Origin of the sequence: Kitasatospora indigofera (assembly GCF_014655955.1) — a bacterium.
GTDB classification, from domain to species: Bacteria; Actinomycetota; Actinomycetes; order Streptomycetales; family Streptomycetaceae; genus Kitasatospora; species Kitasatospora indigofera.
Genome location: NZ_BNBO01000002.1, coordinates 373538 through 396738, shown reverse-complemented (window position 1 = coordinate 396738; position 23201 = coordinate 373538). Strand labels below are relative to the sequence as shown.

Annotated in this window: 20 protein-coding genes; 13 read left to right on the top strand and 7 right to left on the bottom strand. The window is 74.9% G+C overall.

All coding sequences use genetic code 11. From position 1 onward, the window contains the following. Positions 1-103 precede the first annotated feature (103 nt). Positions 104-1165, top strand: a complete 1062-nt coding sequence (locus tag IE329_RS03635) for a DUF2637 domain-containing protein (RefSeq protein ID WP_190209287.1) — start codon at positions 104-106, stop codon at positions 1163-1165. 126 nt (positions 1166-1291) lie between these two features. Here IE329_RS03635 and IE329_RS03630 read toward each other — a convergent pair whose 3' ends face one another. Then, complete coding sequence (locus IE329_RS03630; RefSeq protein WP_190209286.1) at positions 1292-3385, bottom strand: SpoIIE family protein phosphatase; 2094 nt, start codon at positions 3383-3385, stop codon at positions 1292-1294. 439 nt (positions 3386-3824) lie between these two features. After that, positions 3825-4289, bottom strand: a complete 465-nt coding sequence (locus tag IE329_RS03625) for an ATP-binding protein (protein WP_308438329.1) — start codon at positions 4287-4289, stop codon at positions 3825-3827. Positions 4290-5174: 885 nt separating this feature from the next. Between IE329_RS03625 and IE329_RS03620 the strand changes: the two genes are divergently transcribed. The 5 genes from IE329_RS03620 to IE329_RS03600 all read left to right on the top strand — a co-directional run bounded on the left by IE329_RS03620 (position 5175) and on the right by IE329_RS03600 (position 10987). Then, complete coding sequence (locus tag IE329_RS03620; RefSeq protein ID WP_190209285.1) at positions 5175-5885, top strand: urease subunit gamma; 711 nt, start codon at positions 5175-5177, stop codon at positions 5883-5885. After that, positions 5882-7603, top strand: a complete 1722-nt coding sequence (locus IE329_RS03615; RefSeq protein ID WP_373311053.1) for an urease subunit alpha — start codon at positions 5882-5884, stop codon at positions 7601-7603. Before IE329_RS03620 ends, IE329_RS03615 begins: the two co-directional genes overlap by 4 nt. Before the next feature lie 154 nt (positions 7604-7757). After that, positions 7758-8795, top strand: a complete 1038-nt coding sequence (locus IE329_RS03610) for an agmatine deiminase family protein (RefSeq protein ID WP_190209284.1) — start codon at positions 7758-7760, stop codon at positions 8793-8795. 621 nt (positions 8796-9416) lie between these two features. Further along, positions 9417-9893, top strand: coding sequence for a hypothetical protein (locus IE329_RS03605; RefSeq protein ID WP_190209283.1), 477 nt, complete (start codon positions 9417-9419; stop codon positions 9891-9893). A 458-nt stretch (positions 9894-10351) separates the two neighbouring features. After that, positions 10352-10987 (top strand): hypothetical protein, encoded by a 636-nt coding sequence (locus tag IE329_RS03600; RefSeq protein ID WP_190209282.1) that lies wholly within the window; start codon positions 10352-10354, stop codon positions 10985-10987. Between the two features lie 58 nt (positions 10988-11045). Here the strand turns inward: IE329_RS03600 and IE329_RS40295 are convergent, their stop codons facing one another. Then, entirely contained in the window at positions 11046-12401 is a 1356-nt protein-coding gene (locus IE329_RS40295) for a glycosyl hydrolase family 28-related protein (protein ID WP_308438328.1), read from the bottom strand. A gap of 293 nt (positions 12402-12694) precedes the next feature. Between IE329_RS40295 and IE329_RS03590 the strand changes: the two genes are divergently transcribed. Next, the gene (locus IE329_RS03590) at positions 12695-13315 is read left to right on the top strand and encodes a flavoprotein (RefSeq protein WP_190209281.1); all 621 of its coding nucleotides are present in this window, start codon (positions 12695-12697) and stop codon (positions 13313-13315) included. A gap of 146 nt (positions 13316-13461) precedes the next feature. On the opposite strand, the gene IE329_RS03585 is transcribed toward IE329_RS03590, so the two are convergent. Together IE329_RS03585 and IE329_RS03580 are read right to left on the bottom strand one after the other, a co-directional pair. Continuing rightward, the gene (locus IE329_RS03585; protein WP_190209280.1) at positions 13462-13644 is read right to left on the bottom strand and encodes a hypothetical protein; all 183 of its coding nucleotides are present in this window, start codon (positions 13642-13644) and stop codon (positions 13462-13464) included. 145 nt (positions 13645-13789) lie between these two features. After that, positions 13790-14014: a hypothetical protein gene (locus tag IE329_RS03580; protein ID WP_190209279.1), complete on the bottom strand. Its 225-nt coding sequence runs from the start codon at positions 14012-14014 to the stop codon at positions 13790-13792. A gap of 160 nt (positions 14015-14174) precedes the next feature. On the opposite strand from IE329_RS03580, the gene IE329_RS03575 reads away from it, so the two are divergent. Then, entirely contained in the window at positions 14175-14777 is a 603-nt protein-coding gene (locus tag IE329_RS03575) for a TetR/AcrR family transcriptional regulator (protein WP_190209278.1), read from the top strand. Positions 14778-14879: 102 nt separating this feature from the next. Here IE329_RS03575 and IE329_RS03570 read toward each other — a convergent pair whose 3' ends face one another. Further along, positions 14880-15833 carry a protein phosphatase 2C domain-containing protein gene (locus IE329_RS03570; protein ID WP_190209277.1) on the bottom strand — a complete coding sequence of 318 codons (954 nt, stop codon included), beginning with the start codon at positions 15831-15833 and terminating at the stop codon, positions 14880-14882. Positions 15834-17482: 1649 nt separating this feature from the next. On the opposite strand from IE329_RS03570, the gene IE329_RS03565 reads away from it, so the two are divergent. The 3 genes from IE329_RS03565 (at position 17483) to IE329_RS03555 (ending at position 19607) form a co-directional block, all read left to right on the top strand. Continuing rightward, a complete protein-coding gene (locus IE329_RS03565; RefSeq protein WP_190209276.1) occupies positions 17483-18073 on the top strand; it encodes a hypothetical protein in 591 nt (196 codons plus the stop codon). Between the two features lie 116 nt (positions 18074-18189). Beyond that, the gene (locus IE329_RS03560; protein ID WP_190209275.1) at positions 18190-18873 is read left to right on the top strand and encodes a DUF3105 domain-containing protein; all 684 of its coding nucleotides are present in this window, start codon (positions 18190-18192) and stop codon (positions 18871-18873) included. 113 nt (positions 18874-18986) lie between these two features. Beyond that, positions 18987-19607 (top strand): DUF305 domain-containing protein, encoded by a 621-nt coding sequence (locus tag IE329_RS03555; protein ID WP_380357995.1) that lies wholly within the window; start codon positions 18987-18989, stop codon positions 19605-19607. A gap of 137 nt (positions 19608-19744) precedes the next feature. Here the strand turns inward: IE329_RS03555 and IE329_RS03550 are convergent, their stop codons facing one another. Next, positions 19745-21268 (bottom strand): MFS transporter, encoded by a 1524-nt coding sequence (locus IE329_RS03550; RefSeq protein ID WP_190209274.1) that lies wholly within the window; start codon positions 21266-21268, stop codon positions 19745-19747. Between the two features lie 137 nt (positions 21269-21405). On the opposite strand from IE329_RS03550, the gene IE329_RS41775 reads away from it, so the two are divergent. Together IE329_RS41775 and IE329_RS03540 are read left to right on the top strand one after the other, a co-directional pair. Next, positions 21406-22134: a MarR family winged helix-turn-helix transcriptional regulator gene (locus tag IE329_RS41775; protein WP_308438327.1), complete on the top strand. Its 729-nt coding sequence runs from the start codon at positions 21406-21408 to the stop codon at positions 22132-22134. Positions 22135-22195: 61 nt separating this feature from the next. Further along, positions 22196-23125 (top strand): aminoglycoside phosphotransferase family protein, encoded by a 930-nt coding sequence (locus IE329_RS03540; RefSeq protein WP_190209359.1) that lies wholly within the window; start codon positions 22196-22198, stop codon positions 23123-23125. The last annotated feature ends 76 nt before the right edge of the window (positions 23126-23201 follow it).

Below are 23201 nucleotides of genomic sequence, written 5' to 3'. Positions count from 1 at the left end.
CCCCTCCTCAGCGCATTGACAGCAAATCAGCCGTACCGCACCCCGCAATCCGCGATGATGGTCCCCGCCGTCACTACGCAGGAAAGCGAGGCTGGTTCAGGCGATGAAACTGTCCGACATACCACTGGGCTGGGCCGTCAGCGGCGTGGCAGCGCTCGTGATCAGCGCTGTGCTGGTGGCTTTCGCTCGCAGCAGGGGCTCCGCCGGCACGGTCGGCGGCGATTCCTGGGAGCGTTCCGAGGAGCGGCGGCGACGCAAGGAATCGCTCTACGGCGCCGCCTCCTACACCCTGCTGTTCTGCTGCGCCGCCGTCGCGGCGGCGCTCTCCTTCCACGGCCTGGTCGGCTTCGGCGTGCAGAACCTCAACCTCTCCGGGGGCTGGGAGTACCTGGTGCCGTTCGGCCTGGACGGCGCGGCGATGTTCTGCTCGGTGCTGGCGGTGCGCGAGGCCAGCCACGGCGACGCCGCACTCGGCTCGCGACTGCTGGTCTGGCTGTTCGCGGGCGCGTCCGCCTGGTTCAACTGGGTGCACGCCCCGCGCGGCTTCGGGCACGCCGGCGCCCCGCAGTTCTTCGCGGGGATGTCGCTCTCGGCGGCCGTGCTCTTCGACCGGGCCCTGAAGCAGACCCGGGTGGCAGCCCTGCGCGAGCAGGGCCTGGTGCCCCGTCCGCTGCCGCAGATCCGGATCGTCCGCTGGCTGCGGGCCCCGCGCGAGACGTACGCGGCCTGGTCGCTGATGCTGCTGGAGGGGGTGCGCAGCCTGGACGAGGCGGTCGAGGAAGTCCGGGACGACAAGCGGGAGGCGGCCGCCAACCGGGAGCGGCAGCGACTGGCCAGCCGGCGCGAGCGCGCCGAGATCAGGGCCATCAACCGGACGCACAGCGTCTGGCGCCCGCGCGGCGCGGCCCGGCAGTTGGAGTCCGGGTCCGGATCGGAGTCCGCGATAGCGGGGCCGGAGGCGGTGCCGGGCCCGCCGGCGCTGCCGGACGGGCCGGCGGACGGACGGCCCGGCCCGGCGGCGGACGGCACCGTGCTCCAGCCGGGCCTGCCGGTGCGGCCCGGCCGGCGGACCATCGACCTCACCGCCGACGAGGACACCGTGACCCTGCCCCGGCTCGACTCGCTGGAGCAGAAGCTCAAGGACCTTGAGCAGCAGTTCGGCTGACGGTGCCACCTGGCCGGGGCCGGCCACGTCGCCGCCGTCGGCCGGCCGGGTACGGCGGCCTGGCCGGCCGGGCGCGGATCGAGGCGCGTCCGGGCCGGCGAGGCCGACCGACCGGCCGACGGCGGATCAGGCCGCGTCCGGGCCCGCCGCGCAGAGCTCGAACCACATCCGCTTGCCGGTGCCCCGGGGCTCCACGCCCCAGGCGTCCGACAGGGCCTCGACCAGCATCAGACCGCGGCCGGAGGAGGCCTGCTCCCCCGGCGTGCGGCGGGTCGGCCAGAGGTCCGACTCGTCCTCCACCTCGACCCGCAGCCGGGCCCGGTCGGTGTCCGACTCCCGGTAGAGCCGGGCGGTGAACATCGCGTCCCGGTCGGTGTGCCGGATGGCGTTGGTGACCAGCTCGGAGGCGAGCAGCTCGGCGGTGTCCACCAGGTCGGCGACGCCCCAGCGCCGCAGGGCGTCGCGCAGTTCGGCGCGCACCTCGGCGATCCGGGCCAGGTCCGCCTGGCCGATCCGGCGGCGCAGCTGCTGGGCCGCCAGCCCGCCCTCCGGGCCGTCCCAGCGCAGCAGCAGCAGCGCTATGTCGTCCTCGCGCTCGCTGGAGTCGGCGGACTGCGAGGCGACCCGGTCGGCGAGGTCCTCCAGCGGGTCCCGGGCCGACTCGCCACGGGCCGGGACCTCGCCCGACAGCACGTGGCAGAGCCGGGCGAACCCGGTGTCCAGGTCCATCGTGCGGGACTCCACCAGGCCGTCCGTGCAGAGCAGCACCGTCTCGCCCGGGTCGAGGCTGAAGCGGGTGACCCGGTACTCCTCGTCCGGCGCGATCCCGAGCGGCAGCCCGCCCGCGACCGGCTGGACGGCGGTCGAGCCGTCGGCCCGCCGGACCACCGGGTCCAGGTGGCCGGCCCGCACCGCGTAGACCACGCCGTAGTCGACGTTCACCTCGGCATAGGTGCAGGTCGCGAAGTGGTCGGTGTCCAGGTCCGCGAGGAAGCGTGAGGCCCGGGCCATCACGGCGGCCGGCGGGTGGCCCTCGGCCGCGTAGGCCCGCAGCGCGATCCGCAGCTGCCCCATGATCCCGGCGGCGTGCACGTCGTGGCCCTGGACGTCGCCGATCACCAGGCCGACGTGCCCGCCGGGCAGCGGCACCACGTCGTACCAGTCGCCGCCGATCTGCAGGCCCGAACCGGCCGCCAGGTAGCGCACCGCGGTGGAGACCCCGGGGATCGACGGGACGGTCCGCGGCAGCATCACCCGCTGCAGGCCCGCCGCCAGCTCGTGCTCGGCGTCGTGCAGACGGGCCCTGGCCAGCGACTGGGCGACCAGACCGCCCAGGGTCGAGAGCAGGGTGCGCTCGTCCGCGTCCAGCTCCCGGTCGTCGTCGAAGCTGACCAGGCAAACACCGATCGCGCGGCCGCTGGCCACCAGCGGCAGGAACGCCCAGGCGCAGCGGCTGCTGCCGCTGACCGGGCCCCAGGTCTCGGGGTAGCGCTCGCGGTACTCCTCGCGGCTGGCGATGAAGACCGGCGCGCGCAGCCGGATCGCCTCGGCGGCGGGGTGCCCGGCGGGCAGCAGCGAGCGGTCGTAGACGGCCATCTCGTCGGGGCGGTAGCCGCTGGCGCCGAGGATCTGCACCCGGCCGGCCTCCTGGGCGGCCAGCACCAGGCCGTCCGGCGGCAGGCCCGGCAGCGGCAGTTCGGTGAAGACCCGGGCGACGTCCCGGACGGTGACCGCCTCGGACAGCGCCCGGGCGGCCTCCTTGATGAACCGCGAGCGCTCCTCGCGCAGCAGCGCCATCCGGTCGGCCCGGTCGCGCTTGTGCAGCTCGACGGTGGCGTCCCAGACGAAGCCGACCATCCGCGAGGCCCGGCCGAAGGCGTCGGCCAGCACCCGGCCGCGGAACCGGACGGCGCGCATGCTGCCGTTCGGGCCGACCGTGCGGTAGTAGGCGCCGCACTGGCCCAGCTCGGCGACGGCCCGCTCGACCCGGCGGCGCACCACGGGCGCGTCCTCGGGGTGCAGCAGGCTCAGAAAGGAGGCCGAGGTGCTGTCGAACCGGCCCTTCTCCACGCCGATGATCGCGCAGGCCCGGTGGTCGCCCTCCAGGACGTCCCGGCGGATGTCCCAGTCGAAGGAGCCGATGCCGTTGGCCGCCATCGCCGGCTCCAGCCAGTCCGGGGTGGAGTCCCCGGAGGCGCTGGGCAGGCCGGCGGACACCATCGGCGCGAGCCGGCCCGGCGCGCTGCGCAGGGCATGCCTGCGGACCGCCTGGGCGGGCGGGCGTCCGCGACCGGACCCGGCCGCGGACGGAGCGGGGGGAAGCCCCGGCCCCTGTGGCTCGGGCTCTGTGGCCATGCTGCTCCTGCCGCTGCCATGCCGTCCCGTCCGGACGGGCCGCATGACCGTGTGGTGGTGGTCGTACTGAAGGAGGTGGCCCGGGCGGACGGCGGACGGTCGAGGTTCGATCTCCCCGCCGGGTGCCGTACCCGGGCACACGTTCCCACTATCCTGTCTAATGTTCGGCAGAGCGGCAATGCCGACGGCCCGGGAATATTTCGTTCGACAGCGAACGGCATCGAATGGCCGGGGGTGTACGGAGGCTCCCGGAACTGCCCGAACAGCCGAAACGGCCGCCCGCCCCTGGGCGCGCCCGAACCGCTCAGGAATATGCCAACTCGAACCAGGTGACCTTGCCGTCGCCGCGCAGCTGCACGCCCCAGTCGTCGGCGAGCGCCTCGACGAGCAGCAGCCCGCGGCCGGAGGTGGCGTACTCGGCGACCGGCTCCCGGCGGCGGGGCAGCCGGGCGGTGCCGTCCTGGACCTCGATCCGCAGCCGCAGGTCCGCGGTGAGCACGGCGTCGAACACCGCGCCCTGCCCCGTGTGCAGCAGCGCGTTGGTGACCAGCTCCGAGGTCAGCAGTTCGGCGGTGTCCGCGAGCTCGGGAACGCCCCACTGGTCGAGCGCGGCCCGCAGCCGGCGGCGCACGGCGCCCACCGCGACCAGGTCGGCCGCGTCCAGCGCCAGGTGCAGCCGGCGGTGCAGGGCGCAGCCGGGCGCCGGCACCCCCTGCTCGGCCGGCCTGGCCGGCTGCGCGCGCCCGCCCGGTCCGCCGCCGGGGGCCACGTACCCGAGGGCTTCACCGGGGCCCTGCCACGACCCCGAACCGGTCCGCTGTCGCGGAAATCGCGCCTGACCGTCCATCACCACACGCCCCCGCCTTCGTCGAACGCCCGCACCGGATCCCCCGCCGGGCGGGCCGCCCTGGTTGCCGACACTCATCCTCATGCCCAGCTGAGGCGCTTTGCAACAGTGTGCGTCCGATCACATGGGGTGAAAGGGGCTCGAACGGGTTGCCGTGATCCAACCACCGGCCTCGGACAGGTTTGCGACGCGGACGAGCCCCCGGAGCCCCCTCGCAGGCGCTGCCCGGCGGCTGCGGACGACCGTCGGCACCCTTGGCCGGGCAGGCGCCCACTACGGCAAACGAGTGCCGGCCGGGCCCGTCCAGGGCGGACCGGGCGGACCCCTTCGGCGCGGCGCCGGTGCCCCCGGGCGCCGGGCGGGCAACGCTGGTAGCGCAAGGCCCGGCCGGGCCGGCGGCCCGGGCGCCGCCGGACGGACGGACCGGAACGCCGGGCGGACCGCGACGCCGGGCGGACCGGACCGCGACGCCGGGCGGACCGGAACGCGATGCCGGGCGGACATCGACACCGGGCGAACCGCCCACGGGGCGGACCGGCCGGGCCCGGGCCGGCGCCCGCTCCGGGCGAGGCTGGACAGGGCGGCCCCGGCCGGGTTCAATGACAGGGAGAAGTTTGAACGTCGTTCTAACTTCGCCGGACGGGACCTGGCACCGCCACCGGTGCCCGGCCACCCCCGGCCCGGCACCGCCCGGCGGACCGGCCGGGCAGCGGACCGGCCACCCGCCCGACCACCCGCCCGACCACCCGCCCCACCCAGAGACACCGACCACCACCCCGGCACGCCGGCGACCGCGAGCGAGGAACCGTGCGACTGACCCCCACCGAGCGGGACCGGCTGCTGATCTTCACAGCGGCCGAACTGGCCCGCGCCCGCCGCGCCAGGGGTGTACGCCTCAACGTCCCCGAGGCGCACGCCCTGATCGCGGACACCGTCTGCGAGGCCGCCCGGGACGGCCGCCGGCTCGCCGAGGCGATCGAGGCCGGCCGCAGCGTCCTCACCGCCGACGACGTGCTGCCCGGCGTCCCCGACGTGGTCACCGTGATCCAGGTGGAGGCGGTCTTCGAGGACGGCACCCGCCTCGCCGTCGTCAACGACCCCTTCAAGGGCGGCGGCTCGCTCGGCGACGACGCCCCCGGCGGCGCGCTGATCGGGTCCGGCGAGGGCTACGACCCGGTCGAGGAGACGGTCGTGCTGCCCGTCCACAACACCTCCGCCGTACCGATCTCGGTCACCTCGCACTTCCACTTCTTCGAGGCCAACCCCCGCCTCGCCTTCGACCGGGCCGCCGCCTACGGCACCCACCTGGCCGTCCCGGCCGGCTCCTCGGTGCGCTTCGACCCGGGCGCCACCGTCGAGGTCGGCCTGGTGCCGGTCGGCGGCGCGCGGGTCGCGATCGGCTTCGCCGGCCTGGTCGACGGTCCGCTGGACGCGCCCGGCGCCAAGGAGGCCGCCCTGGCCAAGGCCCGCGCGACCGGGTACCTGACCAACTTCGACGACACGGAGGTCGAGTCGTGACCGCCATCACCCCGCACGACTACATCGCGGTGCACGGCCCGCGGGCCGGCGACCGGATCAGGCTCGGCGACAGCGGCCTGATCGTCCGGGTGGAGTCCGACTCGCAGGAGCCCGGCGAGGAGTTCCTGGCCGGCTTCGGCAAGACCGCGCGCGACGGCCTGCACCTCAAGGCCGCCGCCGTCCGCGACACCTGCGACGTGGTGATCAGCAACGTCCTGGTGATCGACGCCGTCCAGGGCATCCGGAAGACCTCGATCGGCCTGATCGACGGCCGGATCGCCTCGATCGGCCGGGCCGGCAACCCCGACACCCTGGACGGTGTCGACGTGGTCGTCGGCACCGGCACCACCATCGTCTCCGGCGAGGGCATGATCGCCACCGCCGGCGCCATCGACACCCACGTCCACCTGCTGTCGCCGCGGATCATGGAGGCCTCGCTGGCCTCCGGCGTCACCACCATCATCGGCCAGGAGTTCGGCCCGGTCTGGGGCGTCGGGGTGAACTCCCCCTGGGCGCTGCGGCACGCCTTCAACGCCTTCGACGCCTGGCCGGTCAACATCGGCTTCCTCGGCCGGGGCTCCTCCTCCGACCCGGCGCCGCTGGTCGAGGCGCTCGCCGAGGGCGGGGCGTCCGGCTTCAAGGTGCACGAGGACATGGGCGCCCACACCCGGGCCCTGGACACCGCGCTGCGGGTCGCCGAGGAGTACGACGTCCAGGTCGCCCTGCACACCGACGGCCTCAACGAGTGCCTCTCGGTCGAGGACACCCTCGCCGTGCTGGAGGGCCGCACCATCCACGCCTTCCACATCGAGGGCTGCGGCGGCGGGCACGTGCCCAACGTGCTGAAGATGGCCGGCGTCCCCAACGTCATCGGCTCCTCCACCAACCCCACCCTGCCCTTCGGCCGGGACGCGCTGGGCGAGCACTTCGGGATGATCGTCTCCGCCCACGACCTCAAGGTCGACCTGCCCGGCGACGCCGCGATGGCCCGCGACCGGATCCGCGCGGGCACGATGGGCGCCGAGGACGTCCTGCACGACCTCGGCGTCATCGGCATCACCTCCTCCGACGCCCAGGGCATGGGCCGCGCCGGCGAGACCGTACGCCGCACCTTCGCCATGGCCGGCAAGATGAAGGCCGAACTCGGCCCCCTGGACGGTGCCGGCTCCTACGGCACCGCCGAGGGCGGGGACGACAACGAGCGGGTCCTGCGCTACATCGCCAAGCTCACCATCAACCCCGCCATCGCCCACGGCCTCGCCCACGAGGTCGGCTCGATCGAGGTCGGCAAGCTCGCCGACATCGTCCTCTGGCGCCCCGACCACTTCGGCGCCAAGCCCCAGCTCGTCCTCAAGTCCGGGTTCCCCGCCTACGGCGTCACCGGCGATCCCAACGCCTCCACCGACCGCTGCGAACCCCTCGTCCTGGGACCGCAGTTCGGCGCCCACGGCGCGACCGCCGCCGACCTCTCGGTCGCCTTCGTCGCCCAGGCCGCGGCCGACGGCGCCTACCTCGGCAAGGCCGCCGACGCCATGCCCACCCGGCGCCGCCGCGTCGGCGTCCGCGGCACCCGCGGCATCGGGCCGCGCGACATGGTGCGCAACGCCCGCCTCGGCAACGTCCAGGTCGCCGAGACCGGCCTGGTCTCGCTGGACGGCTCCCCCATCCGCTCCGAACCCGCCGACAGCGTCTCGCTCAGCCGCCTGTACTTCCTGTAGACCCCTGTCTCCCGGATCTCCTGCGGACCCCGGCCTCCCGGTTCTCCTGCAGACCCCGGCCTCCCGCAAGCCGGCTCCGAGCCGGCACCGCCGACCCCGGCGGCCCGTCCCCGGGCCGCCGCGACCCTCCCCCACCGCTTAGGACTTCACCCTCATGACCACTCCCGCCTCGCTCGGCTACCGGATGCCCGCGGAATGGGCCCCGCACGACCGCACCTGGATGGCCTTCCCCACCGCCAACCAGACCTTCGACAGCGCCGAGCACCTGCACGCCGCCCGCCTCGCCTGGGCCGAGGTCGCCAACACCATCGTCCGCTACGAGCCGGTGACGCTGATCGTCAACACCGGCGAGAGCGAGGACGCGCGGAAGTACGTCTCCGAGCAGGTCGAGCTGGTCGAACGTCCGCTGGACGACGCCTGGATGCGCGACATCGGCCCCACCTTCCTCACCGACGGCAAGGGCGGGATCGCCGCCACCGACTGGGTGTTCAACGGCTGGGGCGCGCAGTCCTGGGCCAGCTGGGACAAGGACCAGCACATCGCCGAGGCCATCACCGGCCTGACCGGCGTGCAGCGCTTCGCCTCCCGCCTGATCAACGAGGGCGGCGGCATCCACGTCGACGGCGAGGGCACCGTCCTGGTCACCGAGACCGTGCAGCTCGGCGAGGGCCGCAACTCCGACTGGACCAAGGAGGAGGTGGAGGCCGAGCTGCACGCGCAGCTGGGCACCACCAAGGCCGTCTGGCTGCCGCGCGGACTCACCCGCGACTACGACGAGTTCGGCACCCGCGGCCACATCGACATCGTGGCCTCGTTCGTCCGCCCCGGCGTCGTGGTGGCCCACGTGCAGCCCGACCCCGCCCACCCGGACCACGAGGTCTGCAAGGAGCTGGTGACGATCCTGCGCACCTCCACCGACGCCGCCGGCCGCCCGCTCAAGGTCATCGAACTTCCCGCCCCCACCGTCCTGCTGGACGAGGACGGCGAGCCGGTCGACTACTCCTACATCAACCACTACGTCGCCAACGGCGCCGTCGTGCTCTGCGCCTTCGGCGACCCCCGCGACCAGGAGGCCGCCGACATCCTGGCCGAGGCCTACCCCGGCCGCACCGTGGAACTCGTCGACGCCCGCGAGATCTTCGCCAACGGCGGCGGCATCCACTGCATCACGCAGCAGCAGCCCAAGGCCTGATGCCTCCTCAGGCCGGTTGGCCGACGTGGGAGTTCGCCGCCTTGCGACCCGTGAGAACGTGACAGCCGAAGCGACCCAGCAGGTGCTGTCGAAGATCGTCTCCCGTTCCGCTCCCATTTGATCTTGAATCGAGCCGGAGCCGAGCCGCCGGGCACTTCCCTGAAGTGCCCGGGTACGGCTCGGCTCCGGCCGTTCGCGTTCGAGGGGCCCTGGTGAGGCTCCCCACCACTCACCACCGGCGAGATTCCCGACCGGCCGTCACGTGCCGCGCTGTCCTGCCACCTCGGGCGCGCATCGCATCCACGGCGGCCGCAACGCCTCCACGGCGGCCGGACGGGCTTCGACGTGTGGTGAACTCCCTTGCGCACCCGGGGGGACGCCCCGCTGCGAGGTCCCCGTCAGCAGGCGGAACCGCCCGTCCGCAGGCAGCGCGGCACAGGGCCTGCCGACCGAACCGAAGCGGGGCGAAGGGCACTCGGGGCGGCGTGGCAGGTCGGCGGCGGAGGCCCGGGTCAGAGGTCGGTTTCAGCAAGGCTCGGTCACGGCTCGGCAACTCGCCCGTCCGGGCGGCCGGTCGGGCGATACCGTCCCCCTCGCCCACCACCCGCCTCAAGGGGGATCATGCAGACCCGCACCACCACCCTCACCAGCCTCACCATCACCGCCGTACTCGCCCTGGGCGCGACCGCTTGTGCGAGCGGTGCACCGGCGGCCCCCGTGGCCGAGCCCGCGCCCGTCACACCGGCGGTCACCAGAACGCCCGCAGCGGCACCATCGGCGGCAGCGCCGCAGACCCCCGGCGCACCCGCGCCCGTTCCCGGCGGCATCCCGCCCACTCCGGACGCGGCCACCACCGCGAAGTACATCGCCGCACTGACCGCGATCGACCCTGAGATCGTCGACAACAAACCGGACCGCGCCGTCAGTCGCGGCCGTGACCAGTGCACCTCGATCGGCACCTGGCCCAACGACCGCCAGCGGCTGCTCGACCTCACCGAGCAGCGCTTCACCTCCTCGAAGCACCCGGACGGTTTCGGGGCCGCCAAGACGTCGCGCATCCTGGACGTCGTCCACGCCAGCCTCTGCCCGACGTACTGACCTCGCCACGGCACCGCGCCCCTCGGCCGGACCGGGGCGCAGCGCCTCCGGTCCGGCCGAGGGAAACCCGCAGACGGCCGGACAACGGCCGGCGAGTCTCTTCGGCGGCCAAGAATTCTTGGACCGACCAGTCGTCATATTCGGTTGACCCGAGCACGAATGGACCGATCAGTCTTCATATTGCTCCGTCCGGCCCGGGGCATGAACAGACCGACTGGTCGTCATATTCGGCCGACCCCGGCCCATGTGGACCGACCGGTCGTCATATTCAGCCAGCTCGCGCATGAATAGACCGATCGGTCTACATATGTGTCCCCGCCCCGAGCCCACCCCGCCCCCCAGCCCGCGTCCGGGACCGCACCCGGCGCACCCGCACCCGCACCCGCACCCGCACCCGCACCCGCAGAACGCCGCCAGGACAGCCCTCCGCACCCCGACGACCACACCAGGGGACCCTCATGCCCATCCAGGCCAGCGCCACCCACGCCAGCACCACCCGGCCCGGCACCCTCCGTACGCTCACCCTCCGTACGCTCACCCTCCGCGCTCTCACCCTCCCGACGGTCACCGTCCTGCTGTCGGTGGCGGCGGCGGCCTGCTCGTCGGCCCCGCCCGCCGCGGCGCCGCCCGCGCCGGTGGCCGTGAACAGCCTGGCCGGCTCCGCCTCCGGCACCAGTAGACCCTTGGCGGCACTGGACGCCGCCGCCGTGACCCAGCAACTGATCAGGGTGATCCCCAGCGTGAAGCTGACCGTCACCTACGACGGCACCACCGACCCCAACGGCAAGCTCGGACGGCCCCACCAGTACGTCAGCAAGAGCGCGTTCGACGACACCCGGGTCAGTGGCCTCCCGAAGGCCAAGGAGGACGAGTCGCGTGGTCGCCGCGACTCCATCTCCTACGGCGGCACCGTCGAGATCTTCGCCACGCCCGAGGACGCGCGGGCCTGGGCCGACTACATCGACCAGGGGCAGCAGGCGATGGGCTCACTGCTGACACCCGACTACATCTTCCGCAACGGGACGGTGGTGGTGCGGGTGTCGCACCTCCTGACGACCGAGCAGGCGTCCGCGTACGGGCGCGCGATCGCCTGAGCCGGTCGTGCGCAGGGCAAGGGGCATCGCGGCCCTGCGCACAACCCGGCCGGGAGGGTCAGGGGTTGAGCGCCGTCCAGGTCCAGGCGCCGCCGACCCGGACGTACAGGCGCTTGTTGACACTGTCCACCGCGAGGGTCCCGTCGGCCGGCGGACGGGTGAAGGACGCGTCGGTGACGGGGCCGGCGACCAGGCGCAGCGGCGGGTTCGGCTGGTGCTTGGTGGGAATGGTGCCGCCCTGCTGGCTGCCGCTGTTGCCGTAGCTGTTCTCCACCCGGAAATCGCCGGCGCTGGAGCTCTCGTAGTAGATGTGGCTGCCGGTGGGGTTGGTCATGTAGGCGCCGACCACATTGCGCAGGACGGCGGTCGTGCCGGGCCCCGCATACAGGTCGACACCTGAATTGATCGTCGCCGTCGTGCGGTTGGCGATCAGGACGTTCTCCAGGGCGCTGCTCATGGCGGCCCAGGCGATGATGTTCTGCGGGGTGGTCCAGCCGGCCGCGAAACCGCCCGCGAAGGCGTAGACGTTGGTGGCGTAGACGTGCTTGCAGGAGGCGTCGGTCTTCAGGTGCGGGCCGCCCTGCATCTGGGAGGTCTCGAACTTGCAGTCGGTGATGTAGATGCCGTTGGGGTTGTTGCCCGCCACCGGCCCCTGGGTGACCCAGAGCGCGCCGGTGCCGAAGGCCTCGAAGCGGCAGCCGACGAAGTGGATCTGGTTGACGTTGTCGGTGCTGGAACCCCAGCCGCCGGCGGCCGAGTTGTTGCGCAGCCAGACGTTGGGCTGGGTGGTGCTGCCGGCCGGGCCGGTGCAGGACTCGACGACCAGGTTGTAGAAGCGGGAGTCCCAGAACTCCACGCCGTCGATGCACAGGTCGTCGTTGCTCGACATGTAGAGGTCGCGGAAGTAGCAGTTGTCGTTGTAGTAGAGCTCCAGCAGCAGGCCGGTGCGGTGGTTGCCGTTGAAGCCGAGGTCCTCGATCGCGCAGTAGCGCCGGTGCGAGGCCCCGCTCGGGTCGGGGCCCGTCCCGGACATCCGCAGCAGGATGCCGTTGCCGCCCTTGACCAGCGTCGCGGCCTTGCTGCTCGCGCCGACCAGCCGGACCCCGTTGCCGCCGACGGTCAGCGCCGGACTGCCGCCGGACGGCGTCACCAGGTACTTCCCGCCGGGGAAGTAGACCGTGCCGCCACCGGCCGTCGCGGCGGCGGTTATAGCCGCCTGGACCGCGGCCGTGTCGTCGGTCGAGCCGTTGCCGACCGCGCCGTACTGCTTCACGTCGAACCAGTCCGGCGAGCCGGTGGCCGCCGAGGCCGGCTGCGTCCCCGCTGCCATCGCGACGCCTGTCAGCCCCGCGACGGCGCCGGCGAGCAGGGCCCGCCGCCGTGTGCTGTCCCCCGAGGTCCCCGATGTGATCACTGCTGTTCCTCCCGTTGCCGTGCGGCCTCGTGGCGTGGCTGCCACTCGGCTCGCGACAAGATCGCAGCGTCGGTGAACGGCCGTCAAGCCGCTTTCTCCGCTTCAGCGATGAGGTCACCAGGAGCGGACCGGCCCTTGCCGGCCCGTCCCGGCGCGGAGGCCGGGCCGGGCCGGGACGGGACGCCCGGTCCCGATCGTGGGAGGGCGGGCACCGGTCGTGGAGGCCCCGCGCCGGCCGACCCGTCCCGGGTGATGCCTTGCGCGGGCGGGCGCGGGGGCTGTTGCATGGGCCCATGCCGAGTGATCGCGTGCTCCATCTGCTGGGTTCCGCCGCGGAGCCGGTGCTGGGCGTCCGGGTGGCGGTCGGGCAGGCCCGGGCGCGGGGCTGGGACGTCTGCCTGGGTCTCACCCCGACCGCCGCCGACTGGCTGCGCGACGATCTCGACGGGCTGGCGGAGCTGACCGGTCACCCGGTGAAGAGCCGCTTCCGGCGCCCGGGGGACCCTGAGACCTGGCCGGCCGCCGATGCCGTGCTGGTCGCCCCGGCGACCTTCAACACCCTGAACCGCTGGGCCCTGGGGATCACCGACAACTGGGTGGTCGGCCACGCGGCGGAGGCGATCGGCACGGGTGTGCCGCTGGTCGCGGTGCCGCGCGTGAACAGCGCGCTGGCCGCACATCCGCAGTTCGGCCGGAGCCTGGCGACCCTGCGGGCGGCCGGGGTCGACGTACTCACCAACGCGGACGGACTCCCGGCGGACGGACTACCGGCGGACGGGCTCCCGGCGGACGGGCTCCCGGTGGACGGCCTCGCTCCGGCGCCGTCCGGGGCGGGGAACGCCGGCTTCCCGTGGGCGGCGGCCCTCGCCGCCGTGGAGCGCGCCGTGGCGCCGGGCCGGCGGGGAAACGGCTGACCGGCCGGCGCGGACGGGGGAACAGCGCCGGGCACCGAAAGGGACGGCGGGGACGGGGGAACAGCGCCGGGCACCGAAAGGGACGGCGGGGAAGGCACGGAAGGGCGGGTCGGGACGGGCGGGGCGTGGTCCGGAGGGGGCCCGGGTCAGGGGTGCTGGTCCTCGGGGCCGGCGAACAGGCCGCTCTCCCGCGCGGCGGTCTCGGTGTCGGGCTCGGGCAGGGCGCTGCGGTCACCCCTGGCGGCGGACGTGCAGAGTGCGAAGACCGCCACCACGCTGGCGGCGCCCAGGAGGATGGCGGCGGCGGTGAGGATGCGGAGCCAGGTCACGGTTGGCCTCTCGGGGACGAGTGCGGGTTCCGTGGCAGGTATCGGCGCATCCTCGGGGGGAGGCGAGCCGGAGCCGGGTGAACCGTCCCGGCCGCGCCGGGGGCTCACGACCGGCGTACTTGGGTCGTGAACGCACTCTCCGTGCCTACTTGTCGTACTTGCCCAGCAGATCGGTCGTCAGCCCGTGCGTACTGTGCATCGCGATCGAGCTGAACGAGGCGCGGGCGGCACGGGCCTGGGCGCTTCGCTCCTGTTCGGCAAGCAGGCCGTCGACGTTCTCGGTGCTGCCGGTCCGGCGGGCGGCCAGGTAGCCGGCCAGCCCGGCGGTCAGGGCGCCCAGGGCCGCAAGGAAAATGATCACAGTGAGCACGGCGTCCCCCTCGGGTTGTCCGTCACCCGTTGAGTACCCGCCGCACCGGCCCGCCGAACCGGGCGGCACGACCACCGCCCCGCGCCGGCACCCGCCCGACCCGGTCCGGCGGCCACGTATCGTGAGGGACCGACCCGGCCCCTCAGGAGGAGAGCAGCAGATGGCGGACCCCCGGCCGCGCCGCCCGGCACGCCCCCGTGAGGAGGTGTTCGCCGTCGCCCGGGCCGCGATCGCGGAGCACGGGCTCGCCCGGCTCACCATGGCGGGGCTCGGCAAGCAGCTCCAGATGAGCGCGGGGCACCTGCTCTACTACTTCGGCAGCAAGGACCAGCTGCTGCTGGAGACCCTGCGCTGGAGCGAGGAGCAGCTCGGCAGCCGGCGCCGCGCCGCGCTGGCCCGTACCGAGGACGACGTCTGGGACCGCCTCACGGCGTACACCGGGCTCTACCTGCCGGAAGGCCCCGGTGACCCGCGCTGGGTGCTCTGGGTGGAGGTCTGGGGGCGCTCCCCGGCCAGCGCGGAGATCCGCCAGGGCCAGTTGGAGATCGAGGCCCCCTGGCAGGCCGACCTGGTCGCCCTGATCGAGGAGGGCGCGGCCTCCGGCGTGTTCGCCCCCGGGCCGGCGAACGACCGGGCCGTGCAGCTCCGCGCGCTGCTGGACGGCTTCGCCGTACCGCTGGCGATCGGGCTGCCGGGCGTCCGGCGGGCCGAGGCCCTGGCCCAGACGTCGGCGGGCGCGGCCGCCCTGCTGGGCAGGCGCTGAGCGAGGGCGGCCGCCGGTGCCGGCGGCCGCCCTCGCCGTCAAGCCCTCGGAAGCCGGTCGTCAGCCGTCAGCTGCCGACCGTCGAGCCGCCCGTTGCACCGCCTACTCCGTCCAGACGGCCGCCGCCGTGCGATCGTCCGCGTAGCCCTTCGCCCGGACCTGCACCTGCCGCAGGAAGTCCACCGTGCCGGGCGGGTGCGGGTGGGCCCAGTGCGAGGCGAGGAAGTGCGCGACGGCCGGCTCCTCCGCGATCGGCCCGGCCAGCCCCGGGGTGCAGAGCAGCAGGATGTCGCCGGGGGTCGCCGGGACCAGGCGGAACCGGAACGGACGCGGGTCGGGCACCGGCGCCTCAGGGACGGAGGGCCGCCCGTCCGGGTGGTGCAGCAGCCGGGCCGCGTACGCGTCGATCCAGTGGCCGGAGCGCAGCAGGTAGAGCCCGCCCGGGCCGATCCCGAACGCCGCCCGGTACGAGGCCTCCGGGTCGAGCGAGATCAGCAGGCAGTGCAGCGAGCCGGGCTGGGCCGGGTCGGGGGCCTCGCCGTCCGGGGCGGAGGCTGCCGGGTCCTCCCGCTCCGGGAGGGGCGCGGCCGCCGGGCCGGCGACGGCGCGCAGCGGCGCGGACGCGCTGGTGGCCAGGCGCTGGAGGCCGTAGCGGAGCCGGTCCCGGGCACCGTCCCGGAGGTCGGCGGCGAGTTCGGCGCGGCTGCGGCCGATCGCGGCGGCCAGGTGGCGGCAGGCCTCGGCGGTGGCGGCGGTGATCTCCCGCGCCGGCGGCGCCGGGTGCCCGTCGACCCGGCCGAACCCGCCGAGCGCGGCCAGCAGCAGCCCGTCCGGACCGTCCCCGAACCGGGTCACCAGCAGCGAGTCCCGGCGCGGCTCGCCCCGGTACCGGGCCGAGTCGCCCCGGACGGACACCGCCCGCAGCGTCGACGCCCCGTACTGGGCGCCCTCCAACGCCGTGTCAGGGACGATCGGTCCCAGCTCCTGCGGATCGGCCGGCGGGACGGCGGTGGGCTCGGGACCGTACGTCGGCGGGCGCTCGCCGACGTGCGGCACGGGCGGGTCCGGCTCGGCGAACGCGGCGCGAGCCGACGAACGGCCGACGAGGGGCGGTGCGGCGTCGGGCTCGGGGACGGGAACGGGCTCCGGAACGGGGACGGGCTCCGGAACGGGAGCGGGCTCGGGGACGAGGACGGGCTCCGGAACGGGAGCTGCGTCGGGCGCGGGCACAGGCCCCGGCCCGGGTGCGGGCTCGGGATCAGGCACGGGATCAGGGAGCGCCCCGGCCACGGGGACGGCTGCGGGCTCCGGCTCCGGCTCGGGCTGGGGCGCGGGCGCGGGTTCGGGCCGGACGGGTCCCGCCGGGGTGCCGGTCGAGCGGTCCTCGGCCGGAGCGGTGGAGCCGGCGGCTGGTCCGGTTGCCCGGGCCGACGCGACGTCGGCCGCCCACCGAGGGGCAGGGAACCGGTGCGTCGCGTCGGCCTCGGCAGGAACGGGCCCGGGTGCCGCGGGAGCAGGTTCCCCATGGACGGGCCCGGATACGACGGGAGCGGGCTCCGCACGGACGGGCTCGGGTACCACGGGAGCAGGCTCGGGCCGCCGGACCGGGGCAGGCGTCGGGATCGGAGCCGGAGCTGGAGCTGGAACCGGGATCGGGGCAGGCCCAGGGGCGATGTCGGACTCCCGCTGGGCGCCGATCACGCCGACGGCGGTGTCGAACCAGTCGTCGAGGCTGTGGTCCTCCGGCCGGCCCGGCTTCGCCACCTCTCCCGTCCCCGCCGGCTGCTCCGCCGGTCTCCCCGTCGGCCCGGCCGTAGGCCTGTCCGCCGGATCGTCTGCCGGCCCGTCCCCCGGCCCGTCCGTCGGATTGTCCGTCGCCTTCGCCGCCCGGCGCAGCGCCGCCGCGCCGGGGCCCTCGCCGGCCGGGGGCCCCGACAGCACCTCGGGGGCAGCATCGCCCGAGCCGGCCGGCCCGTCCGCCGTCCCCGCTGCACGCCCGGGAGTCGCCTGCCCCGGCTCCGACCCGGTGCGCTGGGGGCCGATCATCCCGGCGGCCGTGGCGAACCAGTCGTCCACGCTGCCCTCCCCCGCCACGGCGCCCGGGGTGTCCGGGAGGGTGCCCGCCGGCCCCTCGTACACCGCGTCCCACCAGCCGTCCTCCGGCCGGTGCCGCGCGGTTGCGCCCTGGTTGGTCATCTGGCGGCTCCTGGTCCTGTTGCCGTCCCCCGGCGGGGCGCGGGGGCTCTGCCGAGCGGGTCGCCCCGGCCCGGGCCGAAGGCTGCGAGGTCCCCCGGCCGAGGCCCGGAGGCGTCCCGGACTCAACGTCATTCTCCCCGTGCGAACGGACGGTGTCCGGGTTTCGGGGACAACTCCGCACCGATCGGGGGATGTCAGGACGAGTGGGCGCAGCGGGCCGGCGACGGTCCGGGTGGGACGGGCTCGCGACGGTCCGGACAGGGCAGGCCGGCGACGGTCCGGACGAAGCGGGCCGGCGGGGCGGGCGGACCGTGCGGTATCCGATGCGTCCCGCTGTGCCGGAGTTGCCCGGGCGGTACCGATTCCGGGGCTGGTCGGACGGGGTGAGCCCGAAAGTGGGGACCCCGGAGGGGCATCGCTTCACTCGTTCGGCTGATTAATATGTGCGCATGACCGCGTCGGCGCCCAGAGCAGCTCGACCGGGGAGGGTCGCTGCGGCGGGCCGCCCGGTGGGCGCTCTGTGGTCGCTGCTGCTGGTGGGGCTGCTGACCATGCTTCCGTGCGCGGGCAACGCCCGGGCCGTGACCGCCGAGGCCGGCTCCCTGCTCGCCCCGCTCGCCGGGCCGACCGGTCCCGGGCACGGCGGGGCGGACGCATCCGGCGACCCGGCCCGCACCGGCACCGGTACCGCTGCCCCGGCCTTGGACACCACGCCGGACACCGCACCCGTCACCTCGCGGGACGCCGCACCGGACCCGACCCGCCGGCCGGCGCTCCGCGCCTCGTACGGCGGTCACGGCGGTCACGGCAGTACCGGCCAGGCTCCGACGCGGCACGACGCCGGCCGACCCGGCGCGGACGGACCGGACCACGCCCTCTGCTCGGCCGTCGACGGCCTCCCGCACGGCGGCAACGGCTGCTCCCGGCACCCGTTCTGCGCGCAGGACTCCCAACTGCCGAACGCTCCCCCGCAGCCCGTACCGGCCGCACTGCCCAGGCTGGTCACCCTCGGCGCCCTGCCGCCGAGCCTGCCGGTGAGCGCCCCGGCGGCGCACCACCTCGCCCCCGACCTGCACGAACTGCAGATCCAGCGGTCCTGAGCGGAACCCACCGCCGGCCCCGCCCGCACTGACGGGAGGGCCCGACGGCTCCGCGCCTTCTGCCATCTCTCATGCCGCCGTGCCCGAAGCGCACGGCGGGGACAAGGACATCTCCGATGGGTTCCGCCTCCAAGCAGTCCAGCAAGTCGAACAAGCCGTCCGGCAAGCAGGCCGGTCTCGACCGCCGCGCCCGGATCGCCGAGCTCCGCGCCGAGGAGCAGCGCCGTGACCGCCGCAACAAGCTGATCGCCGGCGGCGTGGCGGGGGCGCTGGTGATCGGCGCGATAGCCACCGGCACCTGGATCGTGGTCGACGCCAACAACAAGAAGAACGCCAAGCGGGCCGCCGCGGAGGCCGCCGCCAACGCCACCATCGACGGCGTGAAGACCTTCGACAACCTGACCCGCAACCACGTCCAGACGAAGGTCACCTACGCGCAGACCCCGCCGGTCGGCGGCGACCACAACCCGGTCTGGCTGGACTGCATGGGCCACGTCTACGACCAGCCGGTCGAGAACGAGCGCGCCGTCCACTCGCTGGAGCACGGCGCCGTCTGGGTCACCTACAACGCCAAGGCCACCACCGACGACATCAAGGCGCTGTCCGCCAAGGTGACGGCCACCCCGTACACGCTGATGAGCCCGTACCCGGACGAGGAGGGCACCATCACCCTGAACGCCTGGGGCACCCAGCTGGTGGTGGACAGCGCCACCGACCCGCGGGTCGGCACCTTCTTCGACAAGTACGTCCAGGGCAAGCAGACCCAGGAGCCCGGCGCCTCCTGCACGGGCCCGCAGTGAGCGGCGACCGCGCGGTGGGCGCGCAGGACGCGACGAGCCCCGAGGAGGACGGCGTCGAGAACGGCCTGTCCGAGGAGTCCGCGGCGCCGGGCCGCTCCACCGGGCGCCGCAAGCTGTGGTGGCCGGCCGCGCTGGCCGCCTCCCTGGCGCTCTGCCTGGGCGTGCCGGCCCTGGTGGCGAGCGGGACCAGCGCCTCCGGCACCGTCTCGGCGACCCCGGCCACGGACTCGCCGGAGGCCGGCTTCGCCCGGGACATGGCCGTCCACCACCAGCAGGCGGTCGACCTGTCCTTCATCGTCCGCGACCGCACCGCCGACGTCCCGGTGCGCAACCTGGCGTTCGACATCATCAACACCCAGGCCAACCAGCGGGGCATGATGATGGGCTGGCTGGACCAGTGGGGGCTCACGCAGTCCTCGCAGGCGAAGCCGATGGCCTGGATGAAGATGGACCACGCCTACCAGCCGCACGACGGCTCGCTGATGCCGGGCATGGCCACCAAGGCCGATCTCGACAAGCTGCGCGGGCTCAGCGGGCGGGACGCCGAGATCTGGTACCTGCAGCTGATGCTGGAGCACCACAAGGGCGGCGTGGCGATGGCGCAGGGGTACGTCGACGTGGCGGTGAACGAGTCCGAGAAGCGGCTCGCGCAGTCGATGGTGGTCGGGCAGACCTCCGAGATCCAGCTGATCACGGACATGCTCGCGGAGCGCGGCGCCAAGCCTGCCTCCTGATCCCCGCCTCTCCCTCCTCGACCCCGCTCGACCGCTGACCGCCGGGGTGCGACGGACCGGGCCCGACGGCCCTGCGTCCGCCGCACCCCGGCGTCACGTCCTCCCCATGCCGGTGTCGTGCCCGCCGCACCCCGGCGTCACGTCCTCCGCACCCCGGCGTCGTGTCCGCCGAGGAGCACCGCCAGGCCGGCCAGGGCCACCAGGGTGACCAGCACCGCCCGGCCGCCGGTCGCCGGCCCCGCCAGGTGCACCCCGAGCACGGGCAGCGCGGTGCCGAAGGCCGTCCCCAGGCTGCGGACCATGTTGACCATGCCGCCGCCCACCGCCGAGCACTCGGCCGGGACGGCCCGCATCACCAGCGCGTTGTTGGCCGGCAGCAGCAGGCCCAGCCCGAACCCCACCACCGGCAGCGCCACCGCCGCAGCGCCCGCCCCGGCCGGCAGCACGGCCAGCAGTGCCAGCCCACCGCCCGCCGTACCGGCGCCCCAGCGGCAGCGCGCGCCGTCCGGCCAGGACGCCGGCAGCAGCCGGCCGCCGGCCGCCGCGGCGAGGGCGAAGGCGGCGGGCAGCAGGGTGATCACCAGTCCGGCCCGCGCGATCGGCACACCCGCCGCCGTCAGCATCATCGGGCCCAGCACCAGTGGGCAGAACAGCAGCAGGTAGCCGAGCAGGGCGACCGCGAGTCCGGGCCGCACGCCCGGGGTGTTGACCAGCCCGGGGGCGATGATCGGCCGCTCGGCCCGCTGCTCCTGCCGGGCCAGCGCCACGGCCAGGCCCGCCGCCGTGAGCAGCAGGACCGGCGGCGCCCAGCCCGGCAACGGGAGCCCCGAGGCGCTGGACAGGGCGAGCAGCAGCGCGCCCGAGGCGCCGGCCAGGAGCAGCAGCCCGGCCAGGTCGAACCCGCCCTCGCGGACCCGCCCGAGGGCGGCCCACCGCCCGCCGACGGCCGGGCGCGGGGTCCGGTCCGGCAGCGGTCCGGCCGCCGCGGGGCGCCCGTCGGGGTGGGTCCGGGGCAGCAGGAACCAGCCGGCCACGATGCCGAGCAGGCCGATCGGTACGTTGATCCAGAACGCCCAGCGCCAGGAGGCGTGCTGCACCAGCAGTCCGCCGAGGGTCGGCCCGAGCGCGAGTCCCAGCCCCTGGGCGGCCGCCTGGACGCCCAGCGCGCCGCGCATCGCCCGCTCCGGGACACCGCGGGCCACCAACGCCACGCTGTTGGCCTGCATCAACGCGCCGCCGAGCGCCTGGACCGCCCGGCACCCGACCAGGACCCACAGGCCTCCGGCCAGCCCCGCGCCGAGCGAGGCGGCGGCGAACACCGCGAACCCCCAGAGGTACATGGTCTTGCGGCCGACCAGGTCGGACAGCCGGCCTACCGGCGCCAGCAGCGCCACCAGGACGAGCAGGTACGCCAGCGCCACCCACTCGACGGTGGCGGGCCCGGCGTCGAAGTGCCGCTCCAGGGCCGGGAACACCAGCGCGGTGATGCTGGCGGTCAGCTGCCCGAGGAAGGCGCCGAGACAGACCGTGCCGACGGCGAGCCAGTGCGCGTACCGCCAGCCGGCCACCCCGCGTGGCCTGGGGTGTTCGGCGAACAGCCGGCTGCCGAGCAGCCTGCCCCCGAGCGAGGGCGGCCGGACTGCCGGGTGTTCGGTGGTCATGAGTCGAATATATATCGGATGCAGATGTATTCGGCCAACGAGCTTGTTCCTGAGGGAGACTCTCTGCGACCGAGCCGTTCCGCTCCGGATCTGCTCGGCCCCCGAGCCCCCACCGGGGAGGAGATACGCTGTCCGCCATGCCGTCACAGCCCACCCCCGACCCGACCGGCCCCCGAGCGTCCGGCCGTGCCCCCGCCGCCGCGCCCGCCGCCCGGACCGGGACGGACCCACGGACCGGGGCGCAGGCCGGGGCGCCCGGCGGGACCCAGGCCGGGACGACGGGCGGGACGACGGGCAAGGCACCGGCCGGAGAACGGGACGAGGCGGGGGACGAGGCCCCGGACGACGGCCCCGACGCCGCTCCCGGCCACCAGCAGCAGAGCCCGCCGGCCGTCGAGCACGCCCGACTGCTGACCGATGTCGTGACCCGGCTGCGCCGCGCCCTGCGCAGCAGCATCCGCACCGACTACCCCTGGGAGTCGCTGCCGATGGCGCAGATCGAACTCCTGCAGACGCTGGCCGCCGCCCCGCTGCGGGTCGGCGAGCTGGCGGCCCGCCAGCGGCTGGCCCCGAACACCGTCAGCGGGCTGGTCAGCAAACTGCTGGACGCCGGATTCGTCGACCGCCAGCCCGATCCCGGCGACCGCCGCACGGCCCGGATCGCCCTCACCGATGCCGGCCACCGGCAGCTGGCGGACTGGCAGTACGCCCACGAGCGCCGCATCGCCGACGCCCTGGGCAGCCTCACCCCGGCGGACCGCACCGCGGTGATGGCCGCGCTCCCCGGCCTGGAGTCCCTCGCCAGGGCCCTGGCCGGCCCCGCCCCGGAGGAGCGCCCGGCCCGGCCGGCCACGGGCGACCGCTGACGACCCGCCCGGCGCCGGCCCGACCCCGCGGCCGCGCCGGGCCGACGGACGGGTTGCCCGGCTGAACGGGATCCCGGCGGCCTTCGCGCGCGGCACCGTCGAACGCGAGGGAGCCCCCGGAGCGGCCTGGCTCGCCGGACCGCCCGGGATCGTGGCCGAACCGACGGAGCACTGGGAGTGCGTGCCGGACGGCGAGGCCGGTCACGGGGGCGTCGGGCTGGTCGTCCCGGTCCGACGACGCTCCGCAGGGGACGCCGTGCTGAAGGTGTCCTTCCCGCATCCCGGCAACGTCCACGAACCGGACGCGCTGGCCGCCTGGGGCGGACGCGGCGCCGTCCTGCTGCACGAGCGCGACGACCCACGCTTCGCGATGCTGCTCGAACGGGTGCGGACCTCGACCCTGGCGGCGGTCGAGGAGCACGATCAGGTGGCGAGCGTGGCGGGGCGCGTCTGCCGCCGGCTGGCCGTCCCCGCACCGCCCGGGCTGCCCCGGCTGCAGGAGCAGACCGGCGCCTGGGATGATCAACTCCGCAGGGATTCCATGGACTTGGCGCACACCCTGCCGCAGCAGGTGGTGGACGCCGCCGTGGCCACCGTCCGCGAACCGGGCCACCGGCAGCCGGACCTGCTCGTCCACGGCGACCTGCACGCCCGGAACATCCTGCGGGCCGACCGCGAGCCCTGGCCGGCCGTCGACCCCCAGGGGTACGCGGGGGACCCGGCCTACGACGGGGGCGTCCCGCTCAGGTCGAGCGCACCCGCCCTCCTCGACGCGGACGACCTGCGCACCGCCGCCCACCGCATCCTGGACGTCTTCTCCGAAGCCGCCGGACTCGACCGCGAACGCGTCCGCCGCTGGGCCCAACTGCACGCCGTCCAGGCCGCGTTCTCCGGCCGCCGGCGCGGATTCCGGATCGCCCGCAGCGGCCCTCGACGCGACCGGCTCACCGCGTTCGCGGACCACCTGGCGGAGGTCCTCACCGGCCGATAGGGCCGGCCGGAAAGCCCCCCGACGTGGCGCCGCCCGCCGGCAGGCGTCGGTACGGCGGGAATCCTCGGCACCGCCC